Below are 24,018 nucleotides of genomic sequence, written 5' to 3' on the forward strand. Positions count from 1 at the left end.
AAGCCCGACCACAGCGTGAAGCTCGTCTACAGCGTGAAGAAGGCCCCCACCAGCAGCGCGCCGCCCAGCGCCGCCGCCGACCAGGCCAGACGCGTCATCCGCAGTCCACCCCCGATGACCAGCGCCGCCAGCACCAGCGCCCCACCGAGCGGAACCCACGCGTGCAGCGCACCACCCGCGCCGGTACGAACCAGTTCGCTGGAACCCGGCTTCACCACCACGGGCAGCTCGGCGCCCTTCTTCACCGCGACCGACTTCTCGATCGTCATGCCGCCGCGGGCAGGCAGTGAACCCTCCGGCTTGTAGCGTCCGGTACAGGTCTCCTCGCCGCAGCGGTCGACCCTGAGCGTGCCGTGCTCGCGGCCCTTGGCCAGCAGGACATGCTGCGCCGTGCCCCACGACGACCAGAAACCGGCCACCAGCAGCAGTACGGCGACACATCCCATCGCGGCACGGCGGGCGTAGAGGAGCAGGTCAGTCCGCTTCATAGGGCGCGATCCTTGGCCATACGACCGCGCTCGGTCAACCTGAGGCCTGAACTTGTCAGGAGTTGTACGTACTCTGGGCCCGCTCCAGGCCCTCCGTCACCAGACACTCCACCGAGTCCGCCGCCCGGTCCACGAAGTAGCCCAGCTCCTTGCGCTCCACCGACGAGAAGTCCTTCAGCACGAAATCCGCCACCTGCATACGACCCGGCGGACGGCCGATCCCGAAACGCACCCGGTGATAGTCCGGGCCCATCGACTTCGTCATCGACTTCAGACCGTTGTGGCCGTTGTCCCCGCCACCCAGCTTCAGCCGCAGCATCCCGTAGTCGATGTCCAACTCGTCATGGATCGCCACGATGTTCGCCGTCGGCACCTTGTAGAAATCCCGCAGCGCCGTCACCGGACCGCCCGACAGATTCATGTACGACAGCGGCTTCGCCAGCACCACCCGCCGCCCCATCGGACCCGGCGGTCCCACCCGGCACTCAAGGACCTGAGCCTGCGCCTTCTGCGCCCGCTTGAAACTGCCGCCGATACGCTCCGCGAGCAGATCGGCCACCATGAAACCCACATTGTGACGATTGGCGGCATACCCGGGACCCGGGTTGCCGAGGCCCACGACGAGCCACGGGGCGTTCGCGTCCGACATCTGCGCTGCGTCTCCTCGTATGACCAACAGCTCGCGCCACGTACGGCCGGCACAACTGCCGCGGCACGACCTACAGACAGGGAAACGGGGTGGCGGGCCAGGCCCGCCACCCCGTCACACAGAGCCTACGGCTCAGACCTCGGCCGACTCGTCGCCCTCGGCGGCCTCTTCCTCGCCCGACGGCTCCTCGGCCTGCGCGGCCAGGATCTGGAGCACGACGGTGTCGTCCTCGACAGCCAGCGTCGTGCCCTTCGGCAGCGCGATGTCCTTCGCCAGGATGGCGGCACCGGCCTCCAGGCCCTCGATGGACACCGTGACCGACTCGGGGATGTGCGTGGCCTCGGCCTCGACGGGCAGCGCGTTCAGCACGTGCTCGAGGAGGAAGGCGCCCGGGGCGAGCTCGCCCTCGGTGTGCACGGGGATCTCGACCGTGACCTTCTCGCCGCGCTTCACGAGCAGCAGGTCGACGTGCTCGATGAAGCCCTTCAGCGGGTCACGCTGGACGGCCTTCGGGATCGCGAGCTCGTTCTTGCCCTCGATGTCCAGGGCGATCAGGACGTTCGGCGTACGCAGGGCGAGCAGCAGCTCGTGGCCCGGAAGCGTGATGTGGACCGGGTCGGTGCCGTGGCCGTAAAGGACACCCGGAACCCGGTTGTCACGGCGGACGCGGCGGGCGGCACCCTTGCCGAACTCCGTACGGGTCGCGGCGGCGAGCTTCACCTCGGACATGTGCACTCCTCGTCAAGGCAGACATTGTGGTGGTCACCCGGCCACGACAGGCCTGCTACGAAGAGCGCGTCGATAACGGACAGCCGCACCGAAAGTGCGGCCTCCCTCGCCGAGCAACTTCGACAGTCTACGCAACACCGCCCCTCCCACCCAATCGATCATCGGGGACCGGTACGCGGGCATGCGAAAGGGCCGCACCCACCACGGGGTGCGGCCCTCTTGGCGACTACCGGCAGACCGTCAGGCCTGCTCCTCGAAGAGGCTCGTCACCGAACCGTCCTCGAACACCTCACGCACCGCACGCGCGATCGTCGGCGCGATCGACAGCACCTTGATCTTGTCGAGTTCCAGCTCACCCGGCGTCGGCAGCGTGTTCGTCAGGACGAACTCACTGACCTTCGAGTTCTTCAGACGGTCGGCCGCCGGACCCGACAGGATGCCGTGCGTCGCCGTGACGATGACGTCCTCCGCACCGTGCGCGAACAGCGCGTCCGCCGCGGCGCAGATCGTGCCACCCGTGTCGATCATGTCGTCCACCAGCACACAGACCCGGCCCTCGACCTCACCGACGACCTCGTGCACCGTCACCTGGTTCGCGACGTCCTTGTCACGGCGCTTGTGCACGATCGCCAGCGGCGCGTCCAGACGGTCGCACCAGCGGTCGGCGACCCGAACCCGGCCCGCGTCCGGGGAGACGACCGTCAGCTTGTTGCGGTCGACCTTCGCACCCACGTAGTCCGCCAGCACCGGCAGCGCCGACAGATGATCCACCGGGCCGTCGAAGAAGCCCTGGATCTGGTCGGTGTGCAGGTCCACCGTGAGGATGCGGTGCGCACCCGCGGTCTTCAGAAGGTCGGCGACCAGACGGGCCGAGATGGGCTCACGGCCACGGTGCTTCTTGTCCTGACGGGCATAGCCGTACGACGGAATGATCACGGTGATGCTCCGGGCCGAGGCCCGCTTCAGCGCATCGATCATGATCAGCTGTTCCATGATCCACTTGTTGATGGGAGCCGTGTGGCTCTGCATCAGGAAGCAGTCCGCTCCACGGGCCGACTCCTGGAAACGGACGTAGATCTCACCGTTCGCGAAGTCGAAGGCCTTCGTCGGCACGAGGCCCACACCCAACTGGTGCGCAACCTCCTCGGCCAGCTCGGGGTGGGCGCGGCCGGAGAAGAGCATCAGCTTCTTCTCGCCGGTCGTCTTGATCCCGGTCACAGCACTGTCTCCTCAGACGTGTTCTCTGGCCGCGAAGACACGAAGCGCGAGCCAGCCGAATTTGTGTGCACGTATCACCGTACGCCGAGTCCGACGCACCTGTTTCCGGTCAGTTCCCGTCGGCGACCTGCTCCGTTGCCGCCGCGGCCGCCTGCGCGGCAGCACTTCCGGGACGCTTTCGAGCCACCCAGCCCTCGATATTCCGCTGCTGGCCGCGGGCGACGGCCAGCGAACCCGCCGGCACGTCCTTCGTGATGACCGACCCCGCAGCGGTGTACGCGCCGTCCCCGACCGTGACAGGAGCCACAAACATGTTGTCCGAACCCGTCTTGCAGTGCGAACCGATCGTCGTGTGGTGCTTCGCCTCGCCGTCGTAGTTCACGAACACACTCGCCGCACCGATGTTCGAGTACTCGCCGATCGTCGCATCGCCCACGTACGACAGATGCGGAACCTTCGTCCCCTCACCGATCGTCGCGTTCTTCATCTCCACGTACGTACCCGCCTTGGCCTTCGTACCGAGCCGGCTACCGGGACGCAGATACGCGTACGGACCCACCGAAGCGCCCTCGCCGATCTCCGCCGAGACCGCGACCGCGTTGTCCACGCGCGCGTTCCGGCCGACGACCGTGTCCGTCAGACGCGAATTCGGGCCCACCTCGGCACCCTCGGCCAGATGCGTGGCCCCCAGCAGCTGCGTACCGGGATGAATGACCGCGTCCGGCTCGAACGTGGCGGTCACATCGATCAGCACCGACCCCGGATCGACGACCGTCACACCCGCCAGCATCGCCCGCTCCAGCAGGCGCTCGTTCAGCAGCCGGCGCGCCTCGGCCAGCTGCACCCGGTTGTTGATCCCGAGGATCTCGCGATGATCACCGGCGACCGACGCACCCACCCGGTGACCGGCCTCGCGCAGGATGCCGAGCACATCGGTGAGGTACTCCTCGCCCTGGCTGTTGTCCGTACGCACCTTGCCCAGAGCATCCGCGAGCAGCTGCCCGTCGAAGGCGAACACACCGGAATTGATCTCCCGGATCGCGCGCTGCTCGTCGGTGGCGTCCTTGTGCTCGACGATCCCGGTCACGGCGCCGGTGCCGTCGCGGACGATCCGGCCGTAGCCGGTCGAGTCCGGGACCTCGGCGGTCAGCACGGTCACGGCGTTGCCGTCGGCGGAGTGCGTGGAGGCGAGGGCGGTCAGCGTCTCGCCGGAGAGAAGGGGAGTGTCGCCGCAGACGACGACCACGGTCCCGTCGATGCCCTGCCCGAGCTCCTCGAGCGCCATCCGGACGGCGTGCCCGGTGCCGTTCTGCTCGGCCTGGAATGCGGTGCGGGTACCGGCGTACGTCTCGGTGAGATGGCCCTTGACCTGCTCACTCGCGTGGCCGACCACCACGACGAGGTGCTCGGGGTCCAGCTCACGCGCGGCGGAGACGACGTGACCGACGAGCGAACGCCCGCAGATTTCGTGCAGGACCTTGGGGGTCTTCGACTTCATGCGGGTGCCCTCACCCGCTGCGAGGACGACGACGGCTGCCGGGCGGTTGGCGCTCACGGGAATGCCCTTCGGCTTCGGGTGGTGGACATCCGAAGGATACCGGGGGGTTTCGGGGGTGAAATGAGGGCGGGTCCTGACGGTGAACGTCAGGACCCGAAGTGCTCCCCTGCCAGGACTTGAACCCGGACATAAGGCACCAAAAGCCTCAGTGCTGCCAATTACACCACAGGGGATGAAACCCGACTAAACCGGACATTCGGTCAGGTCGCCGGATCTGCACCAAACACTATGCCGTACCAGGCGCCCTCCATGCGACGGTACAGATCAGCGCTCTGCGTGACGTACACGACCAGGCAGCCCCTGTAGGCCTCGCCGACGTTTTTCCGGGTCGTCCGGGGATTGTGCTTCTTCAGGGTGGCTCGTTGGAAGGTGGAGGCATCGACGCCTGCCATGTCTGCCCAGAATCGTTCGGCCTCGGCGACATCGGCCGACTCGTGGATGCTGACCCGGAAGTGCATGCGGTCCCGCGGGACGTCGAGAAGTTCGAGCCAGCGGAGGTAGACCCTGATCACGTTGGGGTCGCTGTTGATGAACTGAAGGACTTCGCATCGGCGGTACGGCTTGTCCTTGGCGCCTTCGGCCCAGTACAGGGTCACGCCGGCGATGAACAGCTCCCGGTCGGAGAGGCGTCCGATGGAGTCGTGGGCCGAGCGCTTCGTCCTCTGTCGTTGCGCCTCCTGGGCTTCACGCAGGTGGGCCAGGCCGGAGTTCATGAGTGCCATGCGCTCCTCGTCCGTGTACCGCGGTTCCGGCTTCGGTAGATCCCGCACCCACAGCGAGATCGAACTCTTCGAGCACCCCAGCTCCAACTGGATCGCGTCGTACGTCATGCCCTCCAGGCGCAGCTCCCGCGCCCGTGCCCGCAGGTCGTCCTTCGCGTTCGGGCGCTTCGTCCACTCCGGTGGGGGCTCTCCCTCGAGGAGGCGGTTGAGGATGTCGTTGTTGTGGACGTGGAGCCGGTCGCGGATCTGGCGGCGGCTGAGGCCCTCCCGGCGCAGGGTGAGGGCCTGTTCGCGGAGGGTTTCGAAGTCGGCGTACCTGCCGGGTGATTCCGTCATGCGGCGAGCGTCGTCCGGAATGCGGACGTCCGGGTCGAAACTCTGGCCGATTCACCAGTTCGAGCGGTTCTGGTGCATTCCGTGCCAGGGGCGACTCGCCCGCGCTCCGATACTCCCGAGAAAATGACGTACACCCGCCCGTAGGCTGGAAGACATGACCACAACGGGGGCACACCAGGACGGCACGGGCACGACCGCCCGTACCTGGCTGTGGTGGGGACGGCGGCGGAGTGTCGCGCTGGACGTGGGGCTCGGGCTGTTCTCCGCCCTGGAATGCGCGCTGGAGGGTGTGGGGTTCGCGGAGCAGGCCGCCATCCCGGTGCCGATCGGGGTGCTGTTCGGGCTGGTCGTCGGATCCGTGCTGGTGCTGCGGCGGCGCTGGCCGATCGCCGTCGTGCTGGTGTCGATCGCGATCACGCCGGCCGAGATGGGCTATCTCATGGGTGTCGTCGGGCTGTACACGCTCGCCGCGTCCGAGGTTCCGCGCCGTATCACCGCGCTGCTGGCGGGCATGTCGCTGACGGCGACGCTCATCGTGACGTTCGTGCGGGTCCGTCAGGACGTGCAGTCCGCGGGCTTCGATCCGGAGCCGGGGGCGTGGTACGTACCGACGATGGCCGGCTTCATGTCGGTGGGCCTGACCGCCCCGCCGGTGCTCTTCGGGCTCTACATAGGTGCCCGGCGCCGGCTGATGGAGAGCCTGCGGGAGCGCGCCGACAGTCTGGAGCAGGAGCTGTCGCTGCTGGCGGACCGGGCGGAGCAGCGGGCGCAGTGGGCGCGGACGGAGGAGCGGACCCGGATCGCGCGCGAGATGCACGACGTGGTGGCGCACCGGGTGAGTCTGATGGTGGTGCATTCCGCGGCGTTGCAGGCGGTGGCGTTGAAGGATCCGCAGAAGGCGGTGAAGAACGCGGCGCTGGTGGGGGACATGGGCCGGCAGGCGCTGACGGAGTTGCGCGAGATGCTGGGTGTGCTGCGGGCGGGGGACGACGAGCAGCGGCGGGTGGCTCCGGTGCCGTTGGCGGCGGTGGCCGCGGCTGCCGCGGCGGCGGCCGAGGCGGCTGCGGAGGACGGGCCGTGCATCGCCGATGTCGAGGATCTGGTGGGTCAGTCGCGGCAGGCGGGGATGGTGGTGGAGCTCGCGGTGCAGGGTGAGGTGCGGGTGTATGCGCCGGAGGTGGAGCAGACCGCCTATCGCGTGGTCCAGGAGGCGCTGACGAATGTGCACAAGCATGCGGCGGGGTCGAAGGTGATGGTGCGGCTCGCGCACCGTGACGCCGAGGTGGCCATGCAGGTGGAGAACGGTGCGCCGGATGCTGCCGGTGAGGCGGGGGTCGCGCGGCTGCCGAGCGGGGGCAACGGTCTGGTGGGGATGCGGGAGCGGGTGCTGGCGTTGGGCGGGGTGTTCGTGTCGGGGCCGACGGACTCGGGGGGTTTCCGGGTGTCCGCGGTGTTGCCCGACCGGGATCCGTCGGCGGGTCAGGAGCTTCCGGCGTCGGTGAGTCTCTGACGTCCGGCGGGCGCCGGCGTTCTGCGGCGGAGGCGGGTCAGCCGAGGGTGAGCCGCGTGGGCTGGACGCCGTTGACGAGGGTGGCGAGCGCCTGGTCGATGTCGGGTCCGAGGTACCAGTCGCCGGTGTGGTCGAGGCTGTAGACGCGTCCCTCGCTGTCGATGGCGAGGACGGCCTGCTGGTCCCCTTCCATGCCGAGTGGTGAGACCTCGGTGTCGAGGGCGCGTCCGAGGTCGGCGAAGGTGCGGGCGAGGTGGAGTCCGGCGAGCGGGTCGATGTGCAGGGTTGTCGGCGCGGTCTGCCGGCCGGGGCCTGATGCGGTGATGTGCAGTCCGCCGAATTCCGCCCAGGCTTCGACGGCCGCGGGGAAGACGGTGTGCCGGTGGCCGGCGGGTGAGGCGTGGGAGCGGAGGGTGTCGGCCCAGTGTTCGGCGAGTTTGATGTCCCAGCGGCCGGGCTGCCAGCCCGCGTCGCGCAGGGCGGCGTCGACGGCCACCGGGAACCGGGTGGTGCTGAGGTGGTCGGGCATCAGTGCTGGTTCAGCCATTCTCGGAGGTGCCGGCGGCGGTCGGATCCACTGCCCGGACACCGAAGTGGTCGAGCATCGCCGTACAGGAACGGCAGGGCGGCGCGTAGCTGCCGTGCAGCGGGTCGCCGTCCTCGCGGATCCTACGTGCCGTCAACTTCCCCTGTTTGAGGGCGCGTTTGGCCTCGCTGTGGGTGAGGGGTTTTCGCTGGGCCCGCTTGGAGCGCTGGTTCTCGGCGGCGGTGAGGTGCCGGGAGAGCAGGATGGCTTCGGGGCAGCGGCCGGTGAAGCGTTCGCGCTGGCCACTCGTGAGGGTGTCGAGGAAGTCCTGTACGAGTGGGTGGAGTACGGGTGGCTGATCACCCTTTCCGGCGGTGCTGGTGAGGGTTTCGCCGCGTACGGAGAGTGCTGCCGCGACGGCGGGCAGGATGCCGTCGCGCCGGTGGTTCAGTGCGGGCGTGCGGGCTGTTTCCGTGCTGCTCCAGCTGAGACGAGGATCACCTGACGTGTCTGACGTACGTGGTTGCGCTGTGTGCATGGTGCTGTAGTCCCCTCCCGTGCACTCCCCCGAGTTGCGGGACAGCCTGCCAAATGGGCGCTTGGGTGGGGAAGCGGGGGCACTGAAACGTGTCGGTCCGTCGTCGTTCGGTCACTCGGTTGTGACAGTTGGTGACGGAACCGGAGGGCCGGTACTGCCTATTGCAGCACCGCATAGTCTGTCCTGAACGAGTCAGAAGCAGCAGGGGGCAGATCGCCATGACGACAGGTCGGCAAGGGCTGGGAGCACCTCCCGGCCCCCGGGCCGGGGGACACGTCGCGCCACCGAATGCGGCCTACGCCGGTCAGGTCGTGAACTTCCCGGACCCGGTTCGGGCTTCGCGCCACCCTCGGGGTGTGCGGGTGGACGAGAACGGATTTCCGGTGTTCTCGCCGTATGCGCGTGCCGCCGCGGAGATCGCGGAGCCGCCGGAGGGCTTCGGTGTCGATGAGCTGCGGCTGACCGACTATGTGTCGGCGAACGCGGCGCTGCACGCGGACGGCCATGAGCTGTGGGACACGATTCCCGCGGTGGCGACTCCGCACGGCTGGACGTGGCACCACGTGGCGGGGACGCGCCGGCTGGAGCTGGTGCCGGTCGAGGTGAAGGCGCTGCTGCGGCACCACGGCGGGCTGGCGACGACGGCGGTCGACGGGGACAAGCGGGGTACGCGCCCGTTGCAGGAGACCCGGCCGGCGCACTTCGGGCTGCCGAAGGGTTCGGTGTCGGTGTCCGAGCAGCAGTTGCTGGGCGTGGAAGAGGATCTGGGCTACCGGTTGCCTGGCGCGTACCGCTCCTTCCTGAAGGCGGCGGGCGGCTGTGCGCCGGTGGGTGCGGCGCTCGACGCGGAGCTGGGGCTGCTGGTGGACCAGCCGTTCTTCACGGTGCGCGACGAGGCGGCGGTCAATGATCTGGTGTACGTCAACAAGTGCCTGCGGGACCATCTGACGAAGGACTTCCTGGGTGTGGCGTTCGTCCAGGGCGGGATTCTGGCGGTGAAGGTCAGGGGCTCGGGTGTCGGTTCGGTGTGGTTCTGTGCCTATGACGACGCGCGTGACCAGGACGGGTGGAATGTCCAGGAGCGCGTGGACCGGCTGTTGTTGCCGTGCGGCGAGGATTTCGACGCCTTCCTGCAGCGGCTGGCGGGCAATCCGCCGGAGCTGGAGACCGTGGCGAATCTGATGGTGGACGGCGGCTTCGCGCGTGCCGTCCCCGTTGCGGACGAGGGGTGACGCTCCGATGGTGACTTTTGCGCAGGCGCAGGAGCGCGCGGAAGAGTGGGTCAACGGCGATGTGCCCGGTTACCAGCACCGCGAGGTGCGGGTGCGGGAGTTCGAGCTCGGGTTCGTGGTGTGGGCGGAGGACCGCGAGGGCGGTGCCCGCTCGGACGGCGGCCGGCAGCGGCTCGTGATTGCGCGGGACAGTGGCGAGGCGACGCTGTGGCCCGGGCTGCCGGTGGGTGAGGTGATCCGCCGGTACGAGGAGGAGTACGGGATCCAGGACGCGCCGGCCGTGGTGCCGGAGCAGCCGCAGAGGATCGATCTGCATCAGACGTCGTTCCTGCTGAGTCCGCCGGAGTGGTTGCAGGACGCGGCGGACAAGCTGGGGATTCCCGACCGGCGGCCGTCGGCGGACGAGCCGGCTGCGCCTGCGGCTTCTGCGCCTGCGGCTTCTGCGCCTGCGGATGCTGTCCCGCCGGCGCCGGCGGCTCCTTCGGCACCGGTGGCTCCGGCAGCTGCCGGTACGCCGTCGGCCGGGTCCGACTGGTCTCTGGCGGACGCTTCTTCGGGGTCGGGTGGGGCCAACGCGTCGCAGGCGGCCGGGAGTTCGTCGCTCGGTGGTTCGTCCTGGCCGGAGGCCGGGTCCTCGGGCGCGGATGCGTCGCGGGGTGGGTCGGTGTGGCCGAGCGCGGGTTCGGACGGCGACGAGCCGCCCGCTGGGGACGATGCGCCGTCGTCGCGGACGGGTGGTACGCCGTGGACGGACACGAGTGCCGCGGGCGGTGATGACGCGTCCGTGCCGCTTCCGGCGACGGTGTTCGCGCCGCCGCTCTCCGGCCGTGACGACGACGACACTCCGCCGCCGGTGGTGGGCGCGGATGCGCCGACCGCGCTGATGTCCGGGGGCAGTCAGCTGCCGCGGACTGCGGTGGCGCCTGCGGTGGGCCAGCCGCAGCAGGGTGCCGCCGACATAGCGGACGCGGCGACGAGCAAGGCGCAGGCTCCGCCGCGGGGGGCACGTTCTCCCCGCGGAGGAGGGTCGACGACTCCGCCGCCGCCCGGCGCGCCCGGTACTCCGGGTGCGCGGCCGGGTGCGACGCCGCCGCCGTCGGGGCCGGGTGCTCCGGGTGCGCCGGCGGGCGGGTATCTGCCGACGCAGCTCGTCTCGCAGGCGGGTCCGCAGGGACCGCAGCCTCCCGGTCCGCCGGGTGCTCCGGGTGCTCCGCAGCCCCCTGGTCCTCCCGGGCCTCCTGGTCCTCCCGGTTCGACGCCGCCTCCTGGTGGCGGGGTTCATCATGCGGCGACGATGTTCGCCGATCCGGGTCAGGCGGGTCCTGGTGCTCCGCAGCCTCCTGGTCCGCCCGGTGCCCCGGGTGCCCCCGGCGCTCCGCAGCCCCCTGGTCCTCCCGGTCCGCCCGGCTCGACGCCGCCTCCCGGTGGCGGTGTTCACCATGCCGCGACCATGCTGGCCGGCCCCAACCCCATGGGTCCCGGTGCTCCGCAGCCGCCCGGTCCGCCCGGTGCGCCTCCGGGGGCCGTGCCTCCCGGTCCGCCGCAGCAGGGTGGCCGGCCGCCCGCGTACGGCTATCCGCCGCAGCCGCCCGGGCAGCCGACGGTCGGTCCCGGCTACCAGGCGGTGCTGCGCTACCGCGCGCCCGACGGTTCCGAGGCCCAGCTGATCCGCCGCTCCGCGCCCGGTACTCCGCATCCGGAGTGGCAGATCCTGCATGAGCTGCGGGCCATGAACGTGCCGCCGCAGCAGGTGCTGGAGCTGCACACCGAGCTGGAGTCGTGCGAGCTGCCGGGTGGTTACTGCGCCCGGATGATCCGCGAGACCTGGCCGCAGGCGCGGATCACCAACATCGCGCCGTACGGCAGGGATCACGCGAGCCGTCAGCAGGGCATGCAGCAACTGGTCACGCATCAGGGCGAGTTGCATCAGGTCGCGGACGGCCCGGCGCGCCCCGCGCCGGTGCGGATGCCGCTGCCGCCCGTGCAGGCCGTGCCTCCGGTCCCGCCGCAGGCGATCGCGCAGGAGCTGGTGGCGGCCTTCGGGCCGCAGGGCATCTGCCGGTTCGACCAGCGGGCCGTGTCGCGTCAGGGCGTGCCGGAGGTGGTCGGTGCCACGCTGGTGTGGGCCGGTCTGCCGGGTGACTTCAACCCGTTCTTCTGGGCGCAGCCCGCTCAGCCGGTCGTTCCGACGCTGGCCGAGCTCGCGGCGCAGCGTCAGGTGCAGCCCGCGGTGGACGCGGGGTCGTATCTGGTGGTGGGCAGCGACTTCGGCCGGGCGATCTGTGTTCAGTACGGCACGGCGCACATCGTGGCGGTGCCGGTGGAGGCCGGTCCCGGTGGTCAGGCGGTGGCGCCGCAGTTCGTGAACAGCGGGCTGCCGGAGTTCGTGCGCTCGCTGGCGTTGCTGGGCCGGATGTGGCGGCTGCGCTTCGGTCTCAATCCGGAGCAGGCGGGCCGCTGGACGGTCGACTTCCAGGCGCAGCTCGCCGCGCTGGACCCGGCGGCGTTGTCGTCGCCGGAGAGCTGGTGGTCGGTCCTGCTCGAGCAGATGTGGGACGGTCTGCTGTAAGGCCGTTAGTACGACAATTGGGGCGCTCGGTCGGTGGTCGGACCGGGCGCCCCTCTTTGCTGTCTCCCCAGGGAGTGTCGCGTTATGAGCGTTTCGCCCGCATCCATCAGGATATGCGCACAATCGCGTTTTCTGTCGGAGAGGGGCTTGAAGGATGAGCGCTGCATCGGTGTCACCCCACGGCTTCGCCGCCGTCCGTGGCCGGGGCTACCGCATGGAGGAGACCGACGCCTACGTCACCGCCCTGTCGCAGGACCGCGACGACGCCTGGGAGCGTGCCGCGCGGCTGACCGTCCTCGCCAAGGACATGGAGGCGGAGGCGGGCCGGCTGCGTGAGGTCGTCACGACGCTCGTCCCTCAGACGTACGAGACGTTCAGCCGCCGTGCCCAGTACCTCCTCGCGCTGACCGAGGAGGAGGCCGAGGACGTACGGGCGTCGGCGCGCAACGAGGCGCAGGCGGAGGCGGATGCCGCACAGGCGGAGGCGGAGCGGCTGCGGGACAAGGCACGCGAGGAGGCGGACGGGCTGCGGGCCGACGCCGAGGAGCGCGCCCGGCAGATCCTGCTCGCGGCGCAGGCGGCGGCCGACGAGGCCCGTGCGGAGGCGCGCGGCGAGATGAAGGAGCAGCGCGGCGAGGTGATGGGCGCATGGCGGGAGATGCGCCGCCGTGCGGAGGGCATGCTCGCCGAGCTGGAGGGGGAGCAGGCCGGGCGCTGGGAGACGGTGGAGCGTGAACTCGCCGAGCGTGAGGGGGCGTTCGAGGCCGAGCACGCAGAGCGGACCGCGGTTGCGGAGGCCGCTCTCGTCGAGGCCGAACGCACCTTCGCCCAGGCGGAGGAGTACGCCCGCCACGGCCAGGAGGGCGCGGAGGCGCAGGCCGCCGACCTGCTCGCCCAGGCGCGGATGCAGGAGGAGCGCACGGCGCGCGAGACGGAGCGGATGCTGCGCGAGCACGAGGAGGCACGCGAGGAGATGAACGCGACCATGGCGCACATCCGCAACAGCCTGGCGACGCTGACGGGCCGCGCGGCGGCGGAGGGCTGAGAGACCGCCCCGGGCGAACGGGCGGCATCGCGCCGCAGCGGAGATCCGGCCCGTGGAACGGGCGCAGCTCGGGGGGTGCCCGGTCTAACTCTTCGGCGCCGGCTGCTCGTTGTCGTCCAGTACGGGAAAGCGCCGGGGGGCTACGAACAGCAGCACCAGCAGCGACAGCCCGGCCGCGACCGCAGCGCCGAGGTAGACATGGTCGACCGCCGCGTCCACCGCCCGGCGCAGTTGGTCCGCCGCGTCGGCGGTGAGGGCCGCGGGGTTCTCCAGGGCGTGCGAGACGGAGTCCAGGTCGCCCGCGCTGCCGAGGCGGGCGGCGAGGACCCCGTTGGCCACGGCGCCGAAGAGTGCGGCGCCCATGCTCTGGCCGACCTGGCGGCAGAAGAGGACGGACGCGGTCGTCGTGCCGCGTTCGGCCCAGCCCACGGTGGACTGGACGCCGACGATCAGGGGGAGTTGGAAGAGCCCGAGCGCCCCGCCGAGCAGCAGCATGAGCAGGGCGGGCTGCCAGGGGGCGCCCGGGTAGGGCAGCAGGGGGAAGGCCGCGAGGATCAGGCCGGCGAGGGTGATGCCGATCATCGCGGTGTGCCGGAAGCCGATGCGGTTGTAGACGTGGTTGGACAGGGCCGCGCTGACGGGCCAGCTCAGGGTCATCACGGACAGCACGAAGCCGGCGGCGATCGGTCCGAGGCCGAGGACGGACTGGGCGTAGGTGGGCAGGAAGACGGTCGGGGCCACCATCAGCAGACCCAGGGCGCCGAGGGCGAGGTTCACGGCGGCGATGGTGCGCCTGCGCCAGACCCAGCCCGGGATGATCGGCTCGGCGGCCCGCCGTTCGACGACGACGGTGACGGCGATGAGGACGGCGCTGCCGCCGAGCAGGGCGAGTGAGGGCGCGGACAGCCAGGGCCAGGCGATGCCGCCCTGGACGAGCGCGGTGAGCAGCAGCACGCCCGCGCCGAAGATGGCGAGCGCGCCGGGCCAGTCGATGCGGGGGCGTGCCGCCGGCCGGGTGCGGGAGGGTTCGCGCAGATGGCGGACGACCAGCCAGAGGGCGACGGCGCCGACGGGGAGGTTGATCAGGAAGATCCAGCGCCAGTCGGCGTACGAGGCGAGCAGTCCGCCGATCGCGGGGCCGGCTACGGCGGAGACGGCCCACACGGTGGACAGCCGCGCCTGGATCTTCGGCCGTTCCTTCAGGGGGTAGAGGTCGGCGGCGATGGTCTGCACGGTGCCCTGGAGCGCGCCGCCGCCGAGGCCCTGGACGACGCGGAAGGCGATCAGCGCGCCCATGTTCCAGGCGGCCGCGCACAGGACGGAGCCGAGCAGGAAGAGGATGATGCCGGCGATGAGGACGGGCTTGCGGCCGAAGGTGTCGGAGAGCTTCCCGTACACCGGCAGGGTGACGGTGACGGCGAGCAGATAGCCGGAGAAGAGCCAGGAGAAGACGGAGAAGCCGCCGAGGTCGCCGACGATCTGCGGTACGGCGGTGGACACGATGGTGCCGTCGAGCGCGGCGAGCGCCATGCCGAGCATGAGAGCGGCGGCCACGGGGCCGCGGCCCGTAGGGGCTGCCGTGCCGGCGTCGCCGCCGTTCGTGGGGGAGACGGGCCCTCGCGGTTCCGTCTCCGGTGTCTCCGTCACCGCTGGATCCTTTCCCCCTGCATCTATTTTCCCCACACCTTCTCACTTGAGGCTGACGCTGCGGGAGGGTGCAGCCTGAGCGGGTCGGCCTCCACCCGCGGGTGGAGGCCCCTAGGGGGACCTCCCTACTTGTGGCCAGGGGGCTTTCGTTCCGGGGGACGACGAAGCGGCGGCCGCGCGTCCTTAAGTTGTTCTTACGGCCGCAACCGGGGCCGCACCACCGGGGGGTGGGGAAAACCCCCGGTCGAAGACTGCGCCTCGCACCAGCGCGCCGGAGCGCTTCCGCCGACAGACTCGAACCGCACGCGGCGACACCCTCACCTCACCGACATAGGAGACTTACCGTGACAACGGCTGTGACCATTCCCCCGCACGGGGACACCGGAGGGCGTACGGCCGTCGCCGCGCGTGGACGGCAGGTCGTCAAGGCGTACGGCAGCGGCGAGACCCGCGTCGTCGCACTCGACCACGTCGACGTGGACATCGCCCGCGGGCAGTACACCGCGATCATGGGCCCCTCGGGTTCCGGCAAGTCCACCCTCATGCACTGCCTGGCCGGGCTCGACACCGTCACCTCGGGGCAGATCTACCTCGACGACACCGAGATCACCGGTCTCAAGGACAAGAAGCTCACGCAGCTGCGCCGGGACCGGATCGGCTTCATCTTCCAGGCCTTCAACCTGCTGCCGACGCTCAACGCCCTGGAGAACATCACGCTCCCCATGGACATCGCCGGCCGCAAGCCGGACGCCGGCTGGCTGAACCGGGTCGTCGAGACGGTGGGCCTGTCCGACCGGCTGAAGCACCGGCCCACCCAGCTCTCCGGTGGTCAGCAGCAACGCGTCGCCGTGGCCAGGGCGCTCGCCGCCCGGCCCGAGATCATCTTCGGTGACGAGCCGACCGGAAACCTCGACTCCCGCGCGGGCGCTGAGGTTCTCAGCTTCCTGCGCCGCTCGGTGGACGAGCTCGGCCAGACCATCGTGATGGTCACCCACGACCCGGTGGCCGCCTCGTACGCGGACCGGGTCCTCTACCTCGCCGACGGCCGGATCGTGGACGAGATGTTCCGTCCCACCGCCGACGCCGTACTCGACCGCATGAAGGACTTCGACGCTCGGGGGCGTACGTCGTGACCGTCTTCAGGACCTCCCTGCGCAACTTCCTCGCGCACAAGGGGCGGATGGCGCTCTCGGCCGTGGCGGTGCTGCTGTCCGTGGCCTTCGTGTCGGGGACGCTGGTGTTCACCGACACCATGAACACCACCTTCGACAAGCTCTTCGCCAGCACCGCCTCCGACGTCACCGTCAGCCCCCGGGGCGCCGATGACGACGACGCACCGCAGACCGGCCGGCCCGAGACGCTGCCCGCGTCCCTCGTCGAGAAGGTCAAGACCGCCGAGGGCGTCAAGGCCGCCGACGGCGGCGTCTCCAGCATGAGCGTCACCGTCGTCAACGCGAAGAACAAGGACGTCGGCGCCACCAACGGCGCCCCGACCATCGCCGGCGGCTGGAGCGACAACGACCTCAAGTCGATGGAGATCACCTCCGGCCACGCGCCGCGCGGACCCACCGAGATGATGGTCGACGCCGACACCGCCGACAAGCACCATCTGAAGATCGGCGACGAACTGCGCACCATCGCGGTCACCGGCGACTTCAAGGCGAAGATCTCCGGTATCGCCTCCTTCAAGGTGACCAACCCGGGCGCCACGATCGTCTACTTCGACACCGCCACCGCGCAGCGTGAACTCCTCGGCCGCGAAGGCCTGTTCACCGGGATCTCGGTCACGGCGGCCGACGGGGTCACCGACGAGCAGCTCAAGAAGAACATCGCCGCCACGCTCGACGCCCCCTACAAGCTGCAGACCGCGAAGGAGGCCGCCGACGCGGGCCGTGAGGAGGTCGGCTCCTTCCTCGACGTCATGAAGTACGCGATGCTCGGCTTCGCCGGGATCGCCCTCCTCGTCGGCATCTTCCTGATCGTCAACACCTTCTCGATGCTGGTCGCCCAGCGCACCCGCGAGATCGGTCTGATGCGGGCCATCGGCTCCAGCCGCCGCCAGGTGAACCGCTCCGTCCTGATCGAGGCGCTCTTCCTCGGCATCGTCGGCTCGGTCGCGGGCATCGCGGCCGGTGTCGGCCTCGCCGTCGGACTGATGAAGCTCATGGGCTCCATGGGCATGAACCTGTCCACCGACGATCTGACGGTGAAGGTGACGACCCCGGTCGTCGGCATGGTCCTCGGCATCGTCGTCACCGTCGTCGCCGCCTATGTGCCGGCCCGGCGCGCCGGCAAGGTCTCCCCGATGGCCGCGCTGCGTGACGCCGGAACCCCGGCCGACGGCAGGGCGGGCAAGGTCCGGGCCGCGATCGGACTGCTCCTGACCGGCGCCGGCGCCGCGGCCCTGCTGGTCGCGACGCAGGCCGACAAGGCCGCCGAGGGCTCGATGTTCCTCGGCCTCGGTGTGGTCCTCTCGCTCATCGGCTTCGTGGTCGTCGGACCGCTGCTCGCCGGTGTCGTGGTCCGGGTGATCAGCGCGCTCGTGCTGCGGATGTTCGGCCCGGTCGGGCGGATGGCCGAGCGCAACGCGCTGCGCAACCCGCGCCGTACGGGAGCGACCGGTGCCGCCCTGATGATCGGGCTCGCCCTGGTGGCCTGCCTGTCGGTGGTCGGCTCCTCGATGGTCGCCTCCGCGACGGACGAGCTCGACAAGTCGGTCGGCGCGGACTTCATCGTCCAGTCCTCCAACGGCCAGCCGATCGTGCCGCAGGCGCAGAAGGCGCTGGAGAAGACGCCCGGCATCGCGCACGTCACCCAGTACAAGGGTGTCAACGCGAAGATCACCTCGCCCGACGGCAAGACCGTCGACGACGAACTGGTCGCCGCCGACGCCACGTACGCCCAGGACCTGCGCCGCAAGACCGTGGGCGGCGAACTGTCCGCCGCGTACGGCAAGAACGCCATGTCGGTGGGCGACACCTACGCCGAGGAGCACGGCGTGAAGGTGGGCGACACGCTCACCGTCGCCTTCAAGGGCGGCGAGAGCGCGAAGCTGAAGGTCGCGGCCATCACCTCCGACGACGGCAACGTCGACAAGGGCGTGAAGTACACCAGCACGGCCACGGCCGAGCAGTACATCCCGGCCGACAAGCTGCCGAAGAACCTGATCCTGTTCGCCTCCGCCGACGACGGCAAGGAGAAGGAGGCCTACACGGCGCTCAAGTCCTCGCTCGCCGCGTACCCGCAGTACAAGGTGCAGGACCAGACCGACTTCAAGCAGGACCTGAAGGACCAGGTCGGCCAGCTGCTGAACATCGTCTACGGTCTGCTCGCCCTCGCGATCATCGTCGCGGTGCTCGGGGTGGTGAACACCCTGGCGCTCTCGGTGGTCGAGCGGACCCGTGAGATCGGCCTGCTGCGGGCGATCGGTCTCTCCCGGCGTCAGCTGCGCCGCATGATCCGGCTGGAGTCCGTGGTCATCGCCCTCTTCGGTGCGCTGCTCGGCCTCGGTCTGGGCATGGGCTGGGGCACGGCGGCCCAGAAGCTGCTGGCACTGGAGGGCCTGGGGGTCCTGGAGATCCCGTGGCCGACGATCCTGACCGTGTTCGTCGGGTCGGCGTTCGTGGGGCTGTTCGCGGCCCTGGTCCCCGCCTTCCGCGCGGGACGGATGAACGTCCTCAACGCCATCGCCACGGAGTAGCACCACGGCCTCCGGGCGCATGGAACGGGGGGCGGCCCCGGGGTGTCCACCGGACACTCCGGGGCCGCGGTGTGTGCCGGGCGGGTCGGGTCGGGCGGCCGGGGGCGGCGGTCCGGGGCTGCGCTCGCGGGGCTGCGGTCCAGGGCCGTGTCTCGACGGTGATCGCCTCGCGGTCTCCACGGTGATCGCCTTGCGCGGGGCGGGCCGGCGGGACTCCCGGCGGCAGGCAGCAGGCAGCAGGTAGCGGGTAGCGGGTCGCCGGCCGGCAGCCGGTAGCCGGCAGCCGGTGCGGGCGGCCCGCGGGGAGTCCTCGCGCCGGTCAACGCGGCTCCGGCGCCGGGCGGCCGGGCCCGGCGGTGCGGACACGCCTGGTCACCCCGGTCCGGGCCGCACCGCGCAGCGTGGATTCCGGACGCGAGTGTCGGAGCAGCGTCGTACGCTGGAGACCCCCGGCCCTCCCCCTGCCCTCGACAGTGGGGCGCGACAGACGAGCCGGGTTATTCGCGTTGCCCACTCCCCGGGATGGAAGCCCTTGATGAGCCTGCACGGTCTGCTCGATGCCGTCGTCACCGACCCTGCGCTCGCCGAAGCGGTGCGGGCCGCACGGGATGCCAACCGTATGCATCTGGACCTGGTCGGACCGCCGGCGGCGCGCCCCTTCGCCGTGGCGGCGCTGGCCCGCGAGGCCGGACGTCCGGTGCTCGCCGTCACCGCGACGGGGCGGGAGGCGGAGGACCTGGCGGCGGCGCTGCGCTCGCTGCTGCCGGAGGAGGGCATCGCCGAGTACCCCTCGTGGGAGACGCTGCCGCACGAGCGGCTCTCGCCCCGCTCCGACACTGTGGGCCGCCGGCTCGCGGTGCTGCGCAGGCTGACCCACCCGTCGAAGGACGATCCGGCCGCGGGCCCGGTCTCGGTCGTCGTCGCACCGATCCGCTCCGTGCTCCAGCCGCAGGTCAAGGGCCTCGGCGAGCTGGAGCCGGTGGCGCTGCGCACCGGGCAGCAGGCCGATCTGAACGAGATCGTGGACGCGCTCGCGGCCGCTGCCTACTCCCGGGTGGAGCTGGTCGAGAAGCGCGGCGAGTTCGCCGTGCGCGGCGGCATCCTGGACGTCTTCCCGCCGACCGAGGAGCACCCGCTGCGGGTGGAGTTCTGGGGCGACGACGTCGAGGAGATCCGGTACTTCAAGATCGCCGACCAGCGTTCGCTGGAGATTGCCGAGCACGGACTGTGGGCGCCGCCCTGCCGCGAGCTGCTGCTGACCGACGAGGTGCGCCGGCGGGCGGCGGTTCTCGCCGAGCGGCACCCGGAGCTCGGCGAGCTGCTGAACAAGATCGCCGAGGGCATCGCGGTCGAGGGCATGGAGTCCCTCGCGCCCGTCCTCGTGGACGAGATGGAACTGCTCCTGGACGTGCTGCCGCAGGGCGCGATGACCGTCGTGTGCGACCCGGAGCGGGTGCGGACCCGCGCCGCCGACCTGGTGGCCACCTCGCAGGAGTTCCTCCAGGCGTCGTGGGCGGCGACGGCGGGCGGCGGCGAGGCGCCGATCGATGTCGGCGCGGCATCGCTGTGGGGCATCGCCGATGTCCGGGACCGGGCCCGCGAGCTCGGCATGATGTGGTGGTCGGTCTCGCAGTTCGCCGCCGACGAGGAACTGTCGGACGACACCCTCAAGCTGGGCATGCACGCTCCGGAGACCTACCGCGGCGACACCGCGCGGGCCCTCGCCGACACCAAGGGCTGGCTGGCGGACGGCTGGCGCACGGTCTATGTGACCGAGGCGCACGGCCCGGCGGCCCGCACCGTCGAGGTGCTCGGCGGCGAGGGCATTCCCGCCCGCCTGGACTCGGCGCTGACCGACATCTCGCCGTCCGTCGTCCATGTCGCGTGCGGCTCGATCGACTACGGCTTCATCGACCCGGGCCTGCGGCTCGCGGTCCTCACCGAGACCGACCTGTCCGGCCAGAAGGCGGCCGGCAAGGACGGCCGGCGGATGCCGGCGAAGCGGCGCAAGACCATCGACCCGCTCACGCTGGAGGCGGGCGACTACATCGTCCACGAGCAGCACGGTGTGGGCCGCTACATCGAGATGGTCCAGCGCACCGTCCAGGGCGCGACCCGCGAGTATCTGCTCGTCGAGTACGCCCCCGCCAAGCGCGGCCAGCCCGGCGACCGGCTCTACATCCCCACCGACCAGCTGGAGCAGGTGACCAAGTACGTCGGCGGCGAGGCGCCCACGCTGCACCGGCTCGGCGGCGCGGACTGGACGAAGACGAAGGCGCGCGCGAAGAAGGCGGTCAAGGAGATCGCCGCGGACCTCATCAAGCTCTACAGCGCCCGCATGGCCGCGCCCGGCCACGCCTTCGGGGCGGACACGCCCTGGCAGCGCGAGCTGGAGGACGCGTTCGCGTACGTGGAGACGCCCGACCAGCTCTCCACGATCGCCGAGGTCAAGGAGGACATGGAGAAGACGGTCCCGATGGACCGGCTGATCTGCGGCGACGTCGGTTACGGCAAGACGGAGATCGCGGTGCGCGCCGCGTTCAAGGCGGTCCAGGACGGCAAGCAGGTCGCCGTGCTGGTGCCGACGACGCTGCTGGTGCAGCAGCACTTCGGGACGTTCTCCGAGCGCTACTCCCAGTTCCCGGTGAACGTACGCGCCCTGTCCCGCTTCCAGTCCGACACCGAGGCCAAGGCGACCCTGGAAGGGCTGCGGGACGGCTCGGTCGACATCGTCATCGGCACGCACCGGCTGTTCTCCTCCGAGACCAAGTTCAAGGACCTGGGCCTGGTCGTGGTGGACGAGGAGCAGCGCTTCGGCGTCGAGCACAAGGAGCAGCTGAAGAAGCTCCGCGCCAACGTCGACGTCCTGACGATGTCGGCGACTCCGATCCCGCGAACGCTGGAGATGGCGGTCACCGGCATCCGCGAGATGTCGACGATCACCACCCCGCCGGAGGAGCGGCACCCGGTGCTGACCTTCGTCGGCCCCTACGAGCAGAAGCAGATCGGCGCGGCCGTCCGGCGTGAACTGCTGCGCGAGGGCCAGGTCTTCTACATCCACAACCGCGTCGAGTCCATCGACCGGGCCGCGGCCCGGCTGCGGGAGATCGTCCCCGAGGCGCGGATCGCGACGGCGCACGGTCAGATGGGCGAGTCGGCGCTGGAGCAGGTCGTCGTGGACTTCTGGGAGAAGAAGTTCGACGTCCTCGTGTCCACCACGATCGTCGAGTCGGGCATCGACATCTCCAACGCCAACACCCTGATCGTGGAGCGCGGTGACAACTTCGGTCTCTCGCAGCTGCACCAGCTGCGCGGCCGGGTCGGCCGTGGCCGCGAGCGCGGTTACGCCTACTTCCTCTACCCGCCGGAGAAGCCGCTCACCGAGACCGCGCACGAGCGTCTCGCGACGATCGCCCAGCACACCGAGATGGGCGCGGGCATGTACGTGGCGATGAAGGACCTGGAGATCCGCGGCGCGGGCAATCTGCTCGGCGGCGAGCAGTCCGGTCACATCGCCGGAGTCGGATTCGACCTGTACGTGCGCATGGTCGGCGAGGCGGTGGCGGACTACCGTGCCTCGCTGGACGGCGGCGTGGAGGAGGAACCGCCGCTGGAGGTCAAGATCGAGCTCCCGGTCGACGCCCACGTCCCGCACGACTACGCCCCCGGCGAGCGCCTGCGGCTCCAGGCGTACCGCGCGATCGCCTCCGCGAACTCGGAGGAGGACATCACGGCGGTCCGCGAGGAACTCACCGACCGCTACGGCAAGTTGCCCGAGCCGGTCGAGAACCTGCTGCTGGTGGCGGGCCTGCGGATGCTGGCACGCGCGTGCGGCGTCGGCGAGATCGTGCTCCAGGGCCCGAACATCCGCTTCGCCCCGGTGGAGCTGAGGGAGTCGCAGGAGCTGCGCCTCAAGCGTCTGTACCCGCGCACGATCATCAAGCCGGCGATCCACCAGATCCTGGTACCGCGGCCGACGACGGGCAAGATCGGCGGGAAGCCGGTGGTGGGACGCGAACTGCTGAGCTGGACCGGGGAGTTCCTGACGACGATTCTGGGGTCCTAGGTCGAGTCCGGCGCCGGGGCGGCTGCTCCCCGGCGCCGGCGCGGGGTCCCGTCACCCGGCGGCGTCGGCCGCGGTCAGCTGGCGTACGTAGCTCGTTCCCGGCTGCCCGGACAGGGTGATCTCGCCGGTGGGTACGAAACCGGCGCGGGTCAGCACGGCCCGCGAGCCCGCGTTGTCGTGCGTCGCCCGGGCCCGCAGGCTCGTCAGCCCGTACTCGCCGGCGGCCAGCACGCAGATCCGGCGGACGGCGGAGGTGGCGAGGCCCTGGCGGGCGGCGCTCTTGGCGATCCGGAAGCCGAGTTCGGCGGACCCGTCCGTCACGTCGACCAGGTTGACCCGCCCCAACACCTCCCCGTCGGCGCCGACCAGCAGATGGAAGTGGTCCAGCCCGGCGGCCTGATCGGCGAGCAGTGCCGCGTGCCGTGCGTCGAACTGCGCGAAGTAGTCGTCGCCGCGGTCGGGTACGGAGGCGGCGAAGTAGTCCCGGTTCTCCAGCTCGAAGGCGAGCAGAGCGGGGGCGTGGTCGGCGCGCAGGCGCTGGAGTTCGGGCATGGGGGTACGGTACGCAGCCGCGCGCCCCGACCGGGCCTGATTAACGGGTGAGCAGTTGCCGGGCGGCTTCCGCGCACCGCCCGGCACGGTGCAGGTTCAGGTGCACGGGGCACGCGCTGGGCCTGCCCCGTGGACCCGGGGCGTCAGCGGCCGAACATCACGCTCGTCAGCGCCCGGAACGCCTCTTCTCCGGGCGGGCGCTGCGGGCCGAGATCGAGCACCGTACGGACGAACTGGCCGCCGTGCCGTGGAGAACGGTCGGCGACGAGGAGCGTGACCGGCTGGCCGAGCTGCTCGGCCCGCTGTGGGTAAGGGTGTTGGGTTCCGGTCTGCTGCCGGGCGAGACCACCCTCGGCATCGGCAAGGTGTGAGCGGCCCGGCCCTCCCTCGCGCCCCGCGAACCCCGCCCGCTCCGGCGCGCAGCGGATCGTGCGGCAGGAACCGGGCTGCTCCCTCCGCGACGTGAGACCGGGTCAGTACCCTACGGACGTGAACAGAACCCGGGGCCGTATATCGCGCACACTCGCCGCCGGCCTCACCGCCGCCGTCGCCGCCGCACTGCTCACCTCCTGCGAGGGCACCGCGCTGCCCGGGGACCCCAAGGCCACCGAATCGGCCGTCGTACCCGGCACGGGATCCGGCACCAGCCCGCTCGCCAACCCCGACGGCACCAAGCCGGGGCTCGCCCCCATCAGTTCCGAAGGCGACCGGGCCACCGCCCGCCGGCTGATCGAGAAGGTGGCCACGAAGGGCCGGGGCCCCAGGACGGGGTACGACCGGGACCGCTTCGGCTACGCCTGGATGGACAGCGCCGACGGTGTCCCGCTCGCCCGCAACGGCTGCGACACCCGCATTATCTCTATGGTTCGTGCCGTGATGGATCTGTTCTCGCAGCGTGTGCAGGGTGTGGTCGGCTGTGCGTAGGGAGAGGCA

General features: G+C 70.7%; 18 protein-coding genes, 1 tRNA gene and 1 pseudogene. 9 read left to right on the plus strand and 11 right to left on the minus strand.

What is annotated here, in order from left to right; genetic code table 11:
• Positions 1–26 precede the first annotated feature (26 nt).
• The 7 genes from RPQ07_RS21780 to RPQ07_RS21810 all read right to left on the minus strand — a co-directional run bounded on the left by RPQ07_RS21780 (position 27) and on the right by RPQ07_RS21810 (position 5,700).
• Positions 27–488: a hypothetical protein gene (locus tag RPQ07_RS21780; RefSeq protein WP_313945854.1), complete on the minus strand. Its 462-nt coding sequence runs from the start codon at positions 486–488 to the stop codon at positions 27–29.
• Positions 489–543: 55 nt separating this feature from the next.
• Positions 544–1,137, minus strand: a complete 594-nt coding sequence (gene pth / locus RPQ07_RS21785) for an aminoacyl-tRNA hydrolase (RefSeq protein ID WP_313945855.1) — start codon at positions 1,135–1,137, stop codon at positions 544–546.
• A gap of 132 nt (positions 1,138–1,269) precedes the next feature.
• Positions 1,270–1,866, minus strand: a complete 597-nt coding sequence (locus tag RPQ07_RS21790; RefSeq protein ID WP_313945856.1) for a 50S ribosomal protein L25/general stress protein Ctc — start codon at positions 1,864–1,866, stop codon at positions 1,270–1,272.
• 240 nt (positions 1,867–2,106) lie between these two features.
• Positions 2,107–3,084 (minus strand): ribose-phosphate diphosphokinase, encoded by a 978-nt coding sequence (locus RPQ07_RS21795; protein WP_313945857.1) that lies wholly within the window; start codon positions 3,082–3,084, stop codon positions 2,107–2,109.
• 109 nt (positions 3,085–3,193) lie between these two features.
• Positions 3,194–4,639 (minus strand): bifunctional UDP-N-acetylglucosamine diphosphorylase/glucosamine-1-phosphate N-acetyltransferase GlmU, encoded by a 1,446-nt coding sequence (gene glmU, locus RPQ07_RS21800; RefSeq protein WP_313945858.1) that lies wholly within the window; start codon positions 4,637–4,639, stop codon positions 3,194–3,196.
• 104 nt (positions 4,640–4,743) lie between these two features.
• A tRNA-Gln gene (locus tag RPQ07_RS21805) sits at positions 4,744–4,815 on the minus strand.
• Between the two features lie 27 nt (positions 4,816–4,842).
• The gene (locus RPQ07_RS21810) at positions 4,843–5,700 is read right to left on the minus strand and encodes a hypothetical protein (RefSeq protein WP_313945859.1); all 858 of its coding nucleotides are present in this window, start codon (positions 5,698–5,700) and stop codon (positions 4,843–4,845) included.
• A gap of 154 nt (positions 5,701–5,854) precedes the next feature.
• Here RPQ07_RS21810 and RPQ07_RS21815 point away from each other — a divergent pair, with 154 nt between their 5' ends.
• Positions 5,855–7,210, plus strand: a complete 1,356-nt coding sequence (locus RPQ07_RS21815) for a sensor histidine kinase (protein ID WP_313945860.1) — start codon at positions 5,855–5,857, stop codon at positions 7,208–7,210.
• Between the two features lie 37 nt (positions 7,211–7,247).
• Here RPQ07_RS21815 and RPQ07_RS21820 read toward each other — a convergent pair whose 3' ends face one another.
• Both RPQ07_RS21820 and RPQ07_RS21825 read right to left on the minus strand, forming a co-directional pair.
• Positions 7,248–7,739 carry an SUKH-3 domain-containing protein gene (locus tag RPQ07_RS21820; RefSeq protein WP_313948974.1) on the minus strand — a complete coding sequence of 164 codons (492 nt, stop codon included), beginning with the start codon at positions 7,737–7,739 and terminating at the stop codon, positions 7,248–7,250.
• Positions 7,740–7,749: 10 nt separating this feature from the next.
• Positions 7,750–8,274: a YwqJ-related putative deaminase gene (locus RPQ07_RS21825; protein ID WP_313945861.1), complete on the minus strand. Its 525-nt coding sequence runs from the start codon at positions 8,272–8,274 to the stop codon at positions 7,750–7,752.
• A gap of 218 nt (positions 8,275–8,492) precedes the next feature.
• Here RPQ07_RS21825 and RPQ07_RS21830 point away from each other — a divergent pair, with 218 nt between their 5' ends.
• The 3 genes from RPQ07_RS21830 to RPQ07_RS21840 all read left to right on the plus strand — a co-directional run bounded on the left by RPQ07_RS21830 (position 8,493) and on the right by RPQ07_RS21840 (position 13,120).
• Positions 8,493–9,506: an SMI1/KNR4 family protein gene (locus RPQ07_RS21830; RefSeq protein WP_313945862.1), complete on the plus strand. Its 1,014-nt coding sequence runs from the start codon at positions 8,493–8,495 to the stop codon at positions 9,504–9,506.
• 7 nt (positions 9,507–9,513) lie between these two features.
• Positions 9,514–12,075, plus strand: a complete 2,562-nt coding sequence (locus RPQ07_RS21835; RefSeq protein ID WP_313945863.1) for an SUKH-4 family immunity protein — start codon at positions 9,514–9,516, stop codon at positions 12,073–12,075.
• A gap of 154 nt (positions 12,076–12,229) precedes the next feature.
• Positions 12,230–13,120, plus strand: coding sequence for a cellulose-binding protein (locus RPQ07_RS21840; protein WP_313945864.1), 891 nt, complete (start codon positions 12,230–12,232; stop codon positions 13,118–13,120).
• Between the two features lie 84 nt (positions 13,121–13,204).
• Here RPQ07_RS21840 and RPQ07_RS21845 read toward each other — a convergent pair whose 3' ends face one another.
• Entirely contained in the window at positions 13,205–14,767 is a 1,563-nt protein-coding gene (locus RPQ07_RS21845) for an MFS transporter (RefSeq protein ID WP_313945865.1), read from the minus strand.
• Between the two features lie 344 nt (positions 14,768–15,111).
• On the opposite strand from RPQ07_RS21845, the gene RPQ07_RS21850 reads away from it, so the two are divergent.
• The 3 genes from RPQ07_RS21850 (at position 15,112) to mfd (ending at position 22,533) form a co-directional block, all read left to right on the plus strand.
• The gene (locus RPQ07_RS21850) at positions 15,112–15,900 is read left to right on the plus strand and encodes an ABC transporter ATP-binding protein (protein WP_313945866.1); all 789 of its coding nucleotides are present in this window, start codon (positions 15,112–15,114) and stop codon (positions 15,898–15,900) included.
• On the plus strand, positions 15,897–18,467 hold the full coding sequence (locus RPQ07_RS21855) for an ABC transporter permease (RefSeq protein WP_313945867.1): 2,571 nt from the start codon (positions 15,897–15,899) through the stop codon (positions 18,465–18,467). Before RPQ07_RS21850 ends, RPQ07_RS21855 begins: the two co-directional genes overlap by 4 nt.
• A 535-nt stretch (positions 18,468–19,002) precedes the next feature.
• A complete protein-coding gene (gene mfd / locus RPQ07_RS21860; RefSeq protein WP_313945868.1) occupies positions 19,003–22,533 on the plus strand; it encodes a transcription-repair coupling factor in 3,531 nt (1,176 codons plus the stop codon).
• 51 nt (positions 22,534–22,584) lie between these two features.
• Here mfd and RPQ07_RS21865 read toward each other — a convergent pair whose 3' ends face one another.
• Complete coding sequence (locus RPQ07_RS21865) at positions 22,585–23,085, minus strand: GNAT family N-acetyltransferase (protein ID WP_313945869.1); 501 nt, start codon at positions 23,083–23,085, stop codon at positions 22,585–22,587.
• A gap of 188 nt (positions 23,086–23,273) precedes the next feature.
• Here RPQ07_RS21865 and RPQ07_RS21870 point away from each other — a divergent pair.
• Together RPQ07_RS21870 and RPQ07_RS37810 are read left to right on the plus strand one after the other, a co-directional pair.
• A pseudogene (locus RPQ07_RS21870) lies at positions 23,274–23,456 on the plus strand (helix-turn-helix domain-containing protein); the annotation flags it as partial.
• 118 nt (positions 23,457–23,574) lie between these two features.
• Complete coding sequence (locus RPQ07_RS37810) at positions 23,575–24,009, plus strand: hypothetical protein (protein ID WP_413777762.1); 435 nt, start codon at positions 23,575–23,577, stop codon at positions 24,007–24,009.
• Positions 24,010–24,018 lie beyond the last annotated feature (9 nt).

The sequence above is a fragment of the Streptomyces sp. AM8-1-1 genome (assembly GCF_032229325.1).
In the GTDB taxonomy this organism is placed as follows: Bacteria; Actinomycetota; Actinomycetes; order Streptomycetales; family Streptomycetaceae; genus Streptomyces; species Streptomyces achmelvichensis.

Coding starts and splice junctions, on each gene's coding strand:
- RPQ07_RS21780 (WP_313945854.1), bottom strand. CDS start 488: ATGAAGCGGACTGACCTGCTCCTCTACGCCCGCCGTGCCGCGATGGGA.
- pth (WP_313945855.1), bottom strand. CDS start 1,137: ATGTCGGACGCGAACGCCCCGTGGCTCGTCGTGGGCCTCGGCAACCCG.
- RPQ07_RS21790 (WP_313945856.1), bottom strand. CDS start 1,866: ATGTCCGAGGTGAAGCTCGCCGCCGCGACCCGTACGGAGTTCGGCAAG.
- RPQ07_RS21810 (WP_313945859.1), bottom strand. CDS start 5,700: ATGACGGAATCACCCGGCAGGTACGCCGACTTCGAAACCCTCCGCGAA.
- RPQ07_RS21815 (WP_313945860.1), top strand. CDS start 5,855: ATGACCACAACGGGGGCACACCAGGACGGCACGGGCACGACCGCCCGT.
- RPQ07_RS21820 (WP_313948974.1), bottom strand. CDS start 7,739: ATGCCCGACCACCTCAGCACCACCCGGTTCCCGGTGGCCGTCGACGCC.
- RPQ07_RS21825 (WP_313945861.1), bottom strand. CDS start 8,274: ATGCACACAGCGCAACCACGTACGTCAGACACGTCAGGTGATCCTCGT.
- RPQ07_RS21830 (WP_313945862.1), top strand. CDS start 8,493: ATGACGACAGGTCGGCAAGGGCTGGGAGCACCTCCCGGCCCCCGGGCC.
- RPQ07_RS21835 (WP_313945863.1), top strand. CDS start 9,514: ATGGTGACTTTTGCGCAGGCGCAGGAGCGCGCGGAAGAGTGGGTCAAC.
- RPQ07_RS21840 (WP_313945864.1), top strand. CDS start 12,230: ATGAGCGCTGCATCGGTGTCACCCCACGGCTTCGCCGCCGTCCGTGGC.
- mfd (WP_313945868.1), top strand. CDS start 19,003: ATGAGCCTGCACGGTCTGCTCGATGCCGTCGTCACCGACCCTGCGCTC.
- RPQ07_RS21865 (WP_313945869.1), bottom strand. CDS start 23,085: ATGCCCGAACTCCAGCGCCTGCGCGCCGACCACGCCCCCGCTCTGCTC.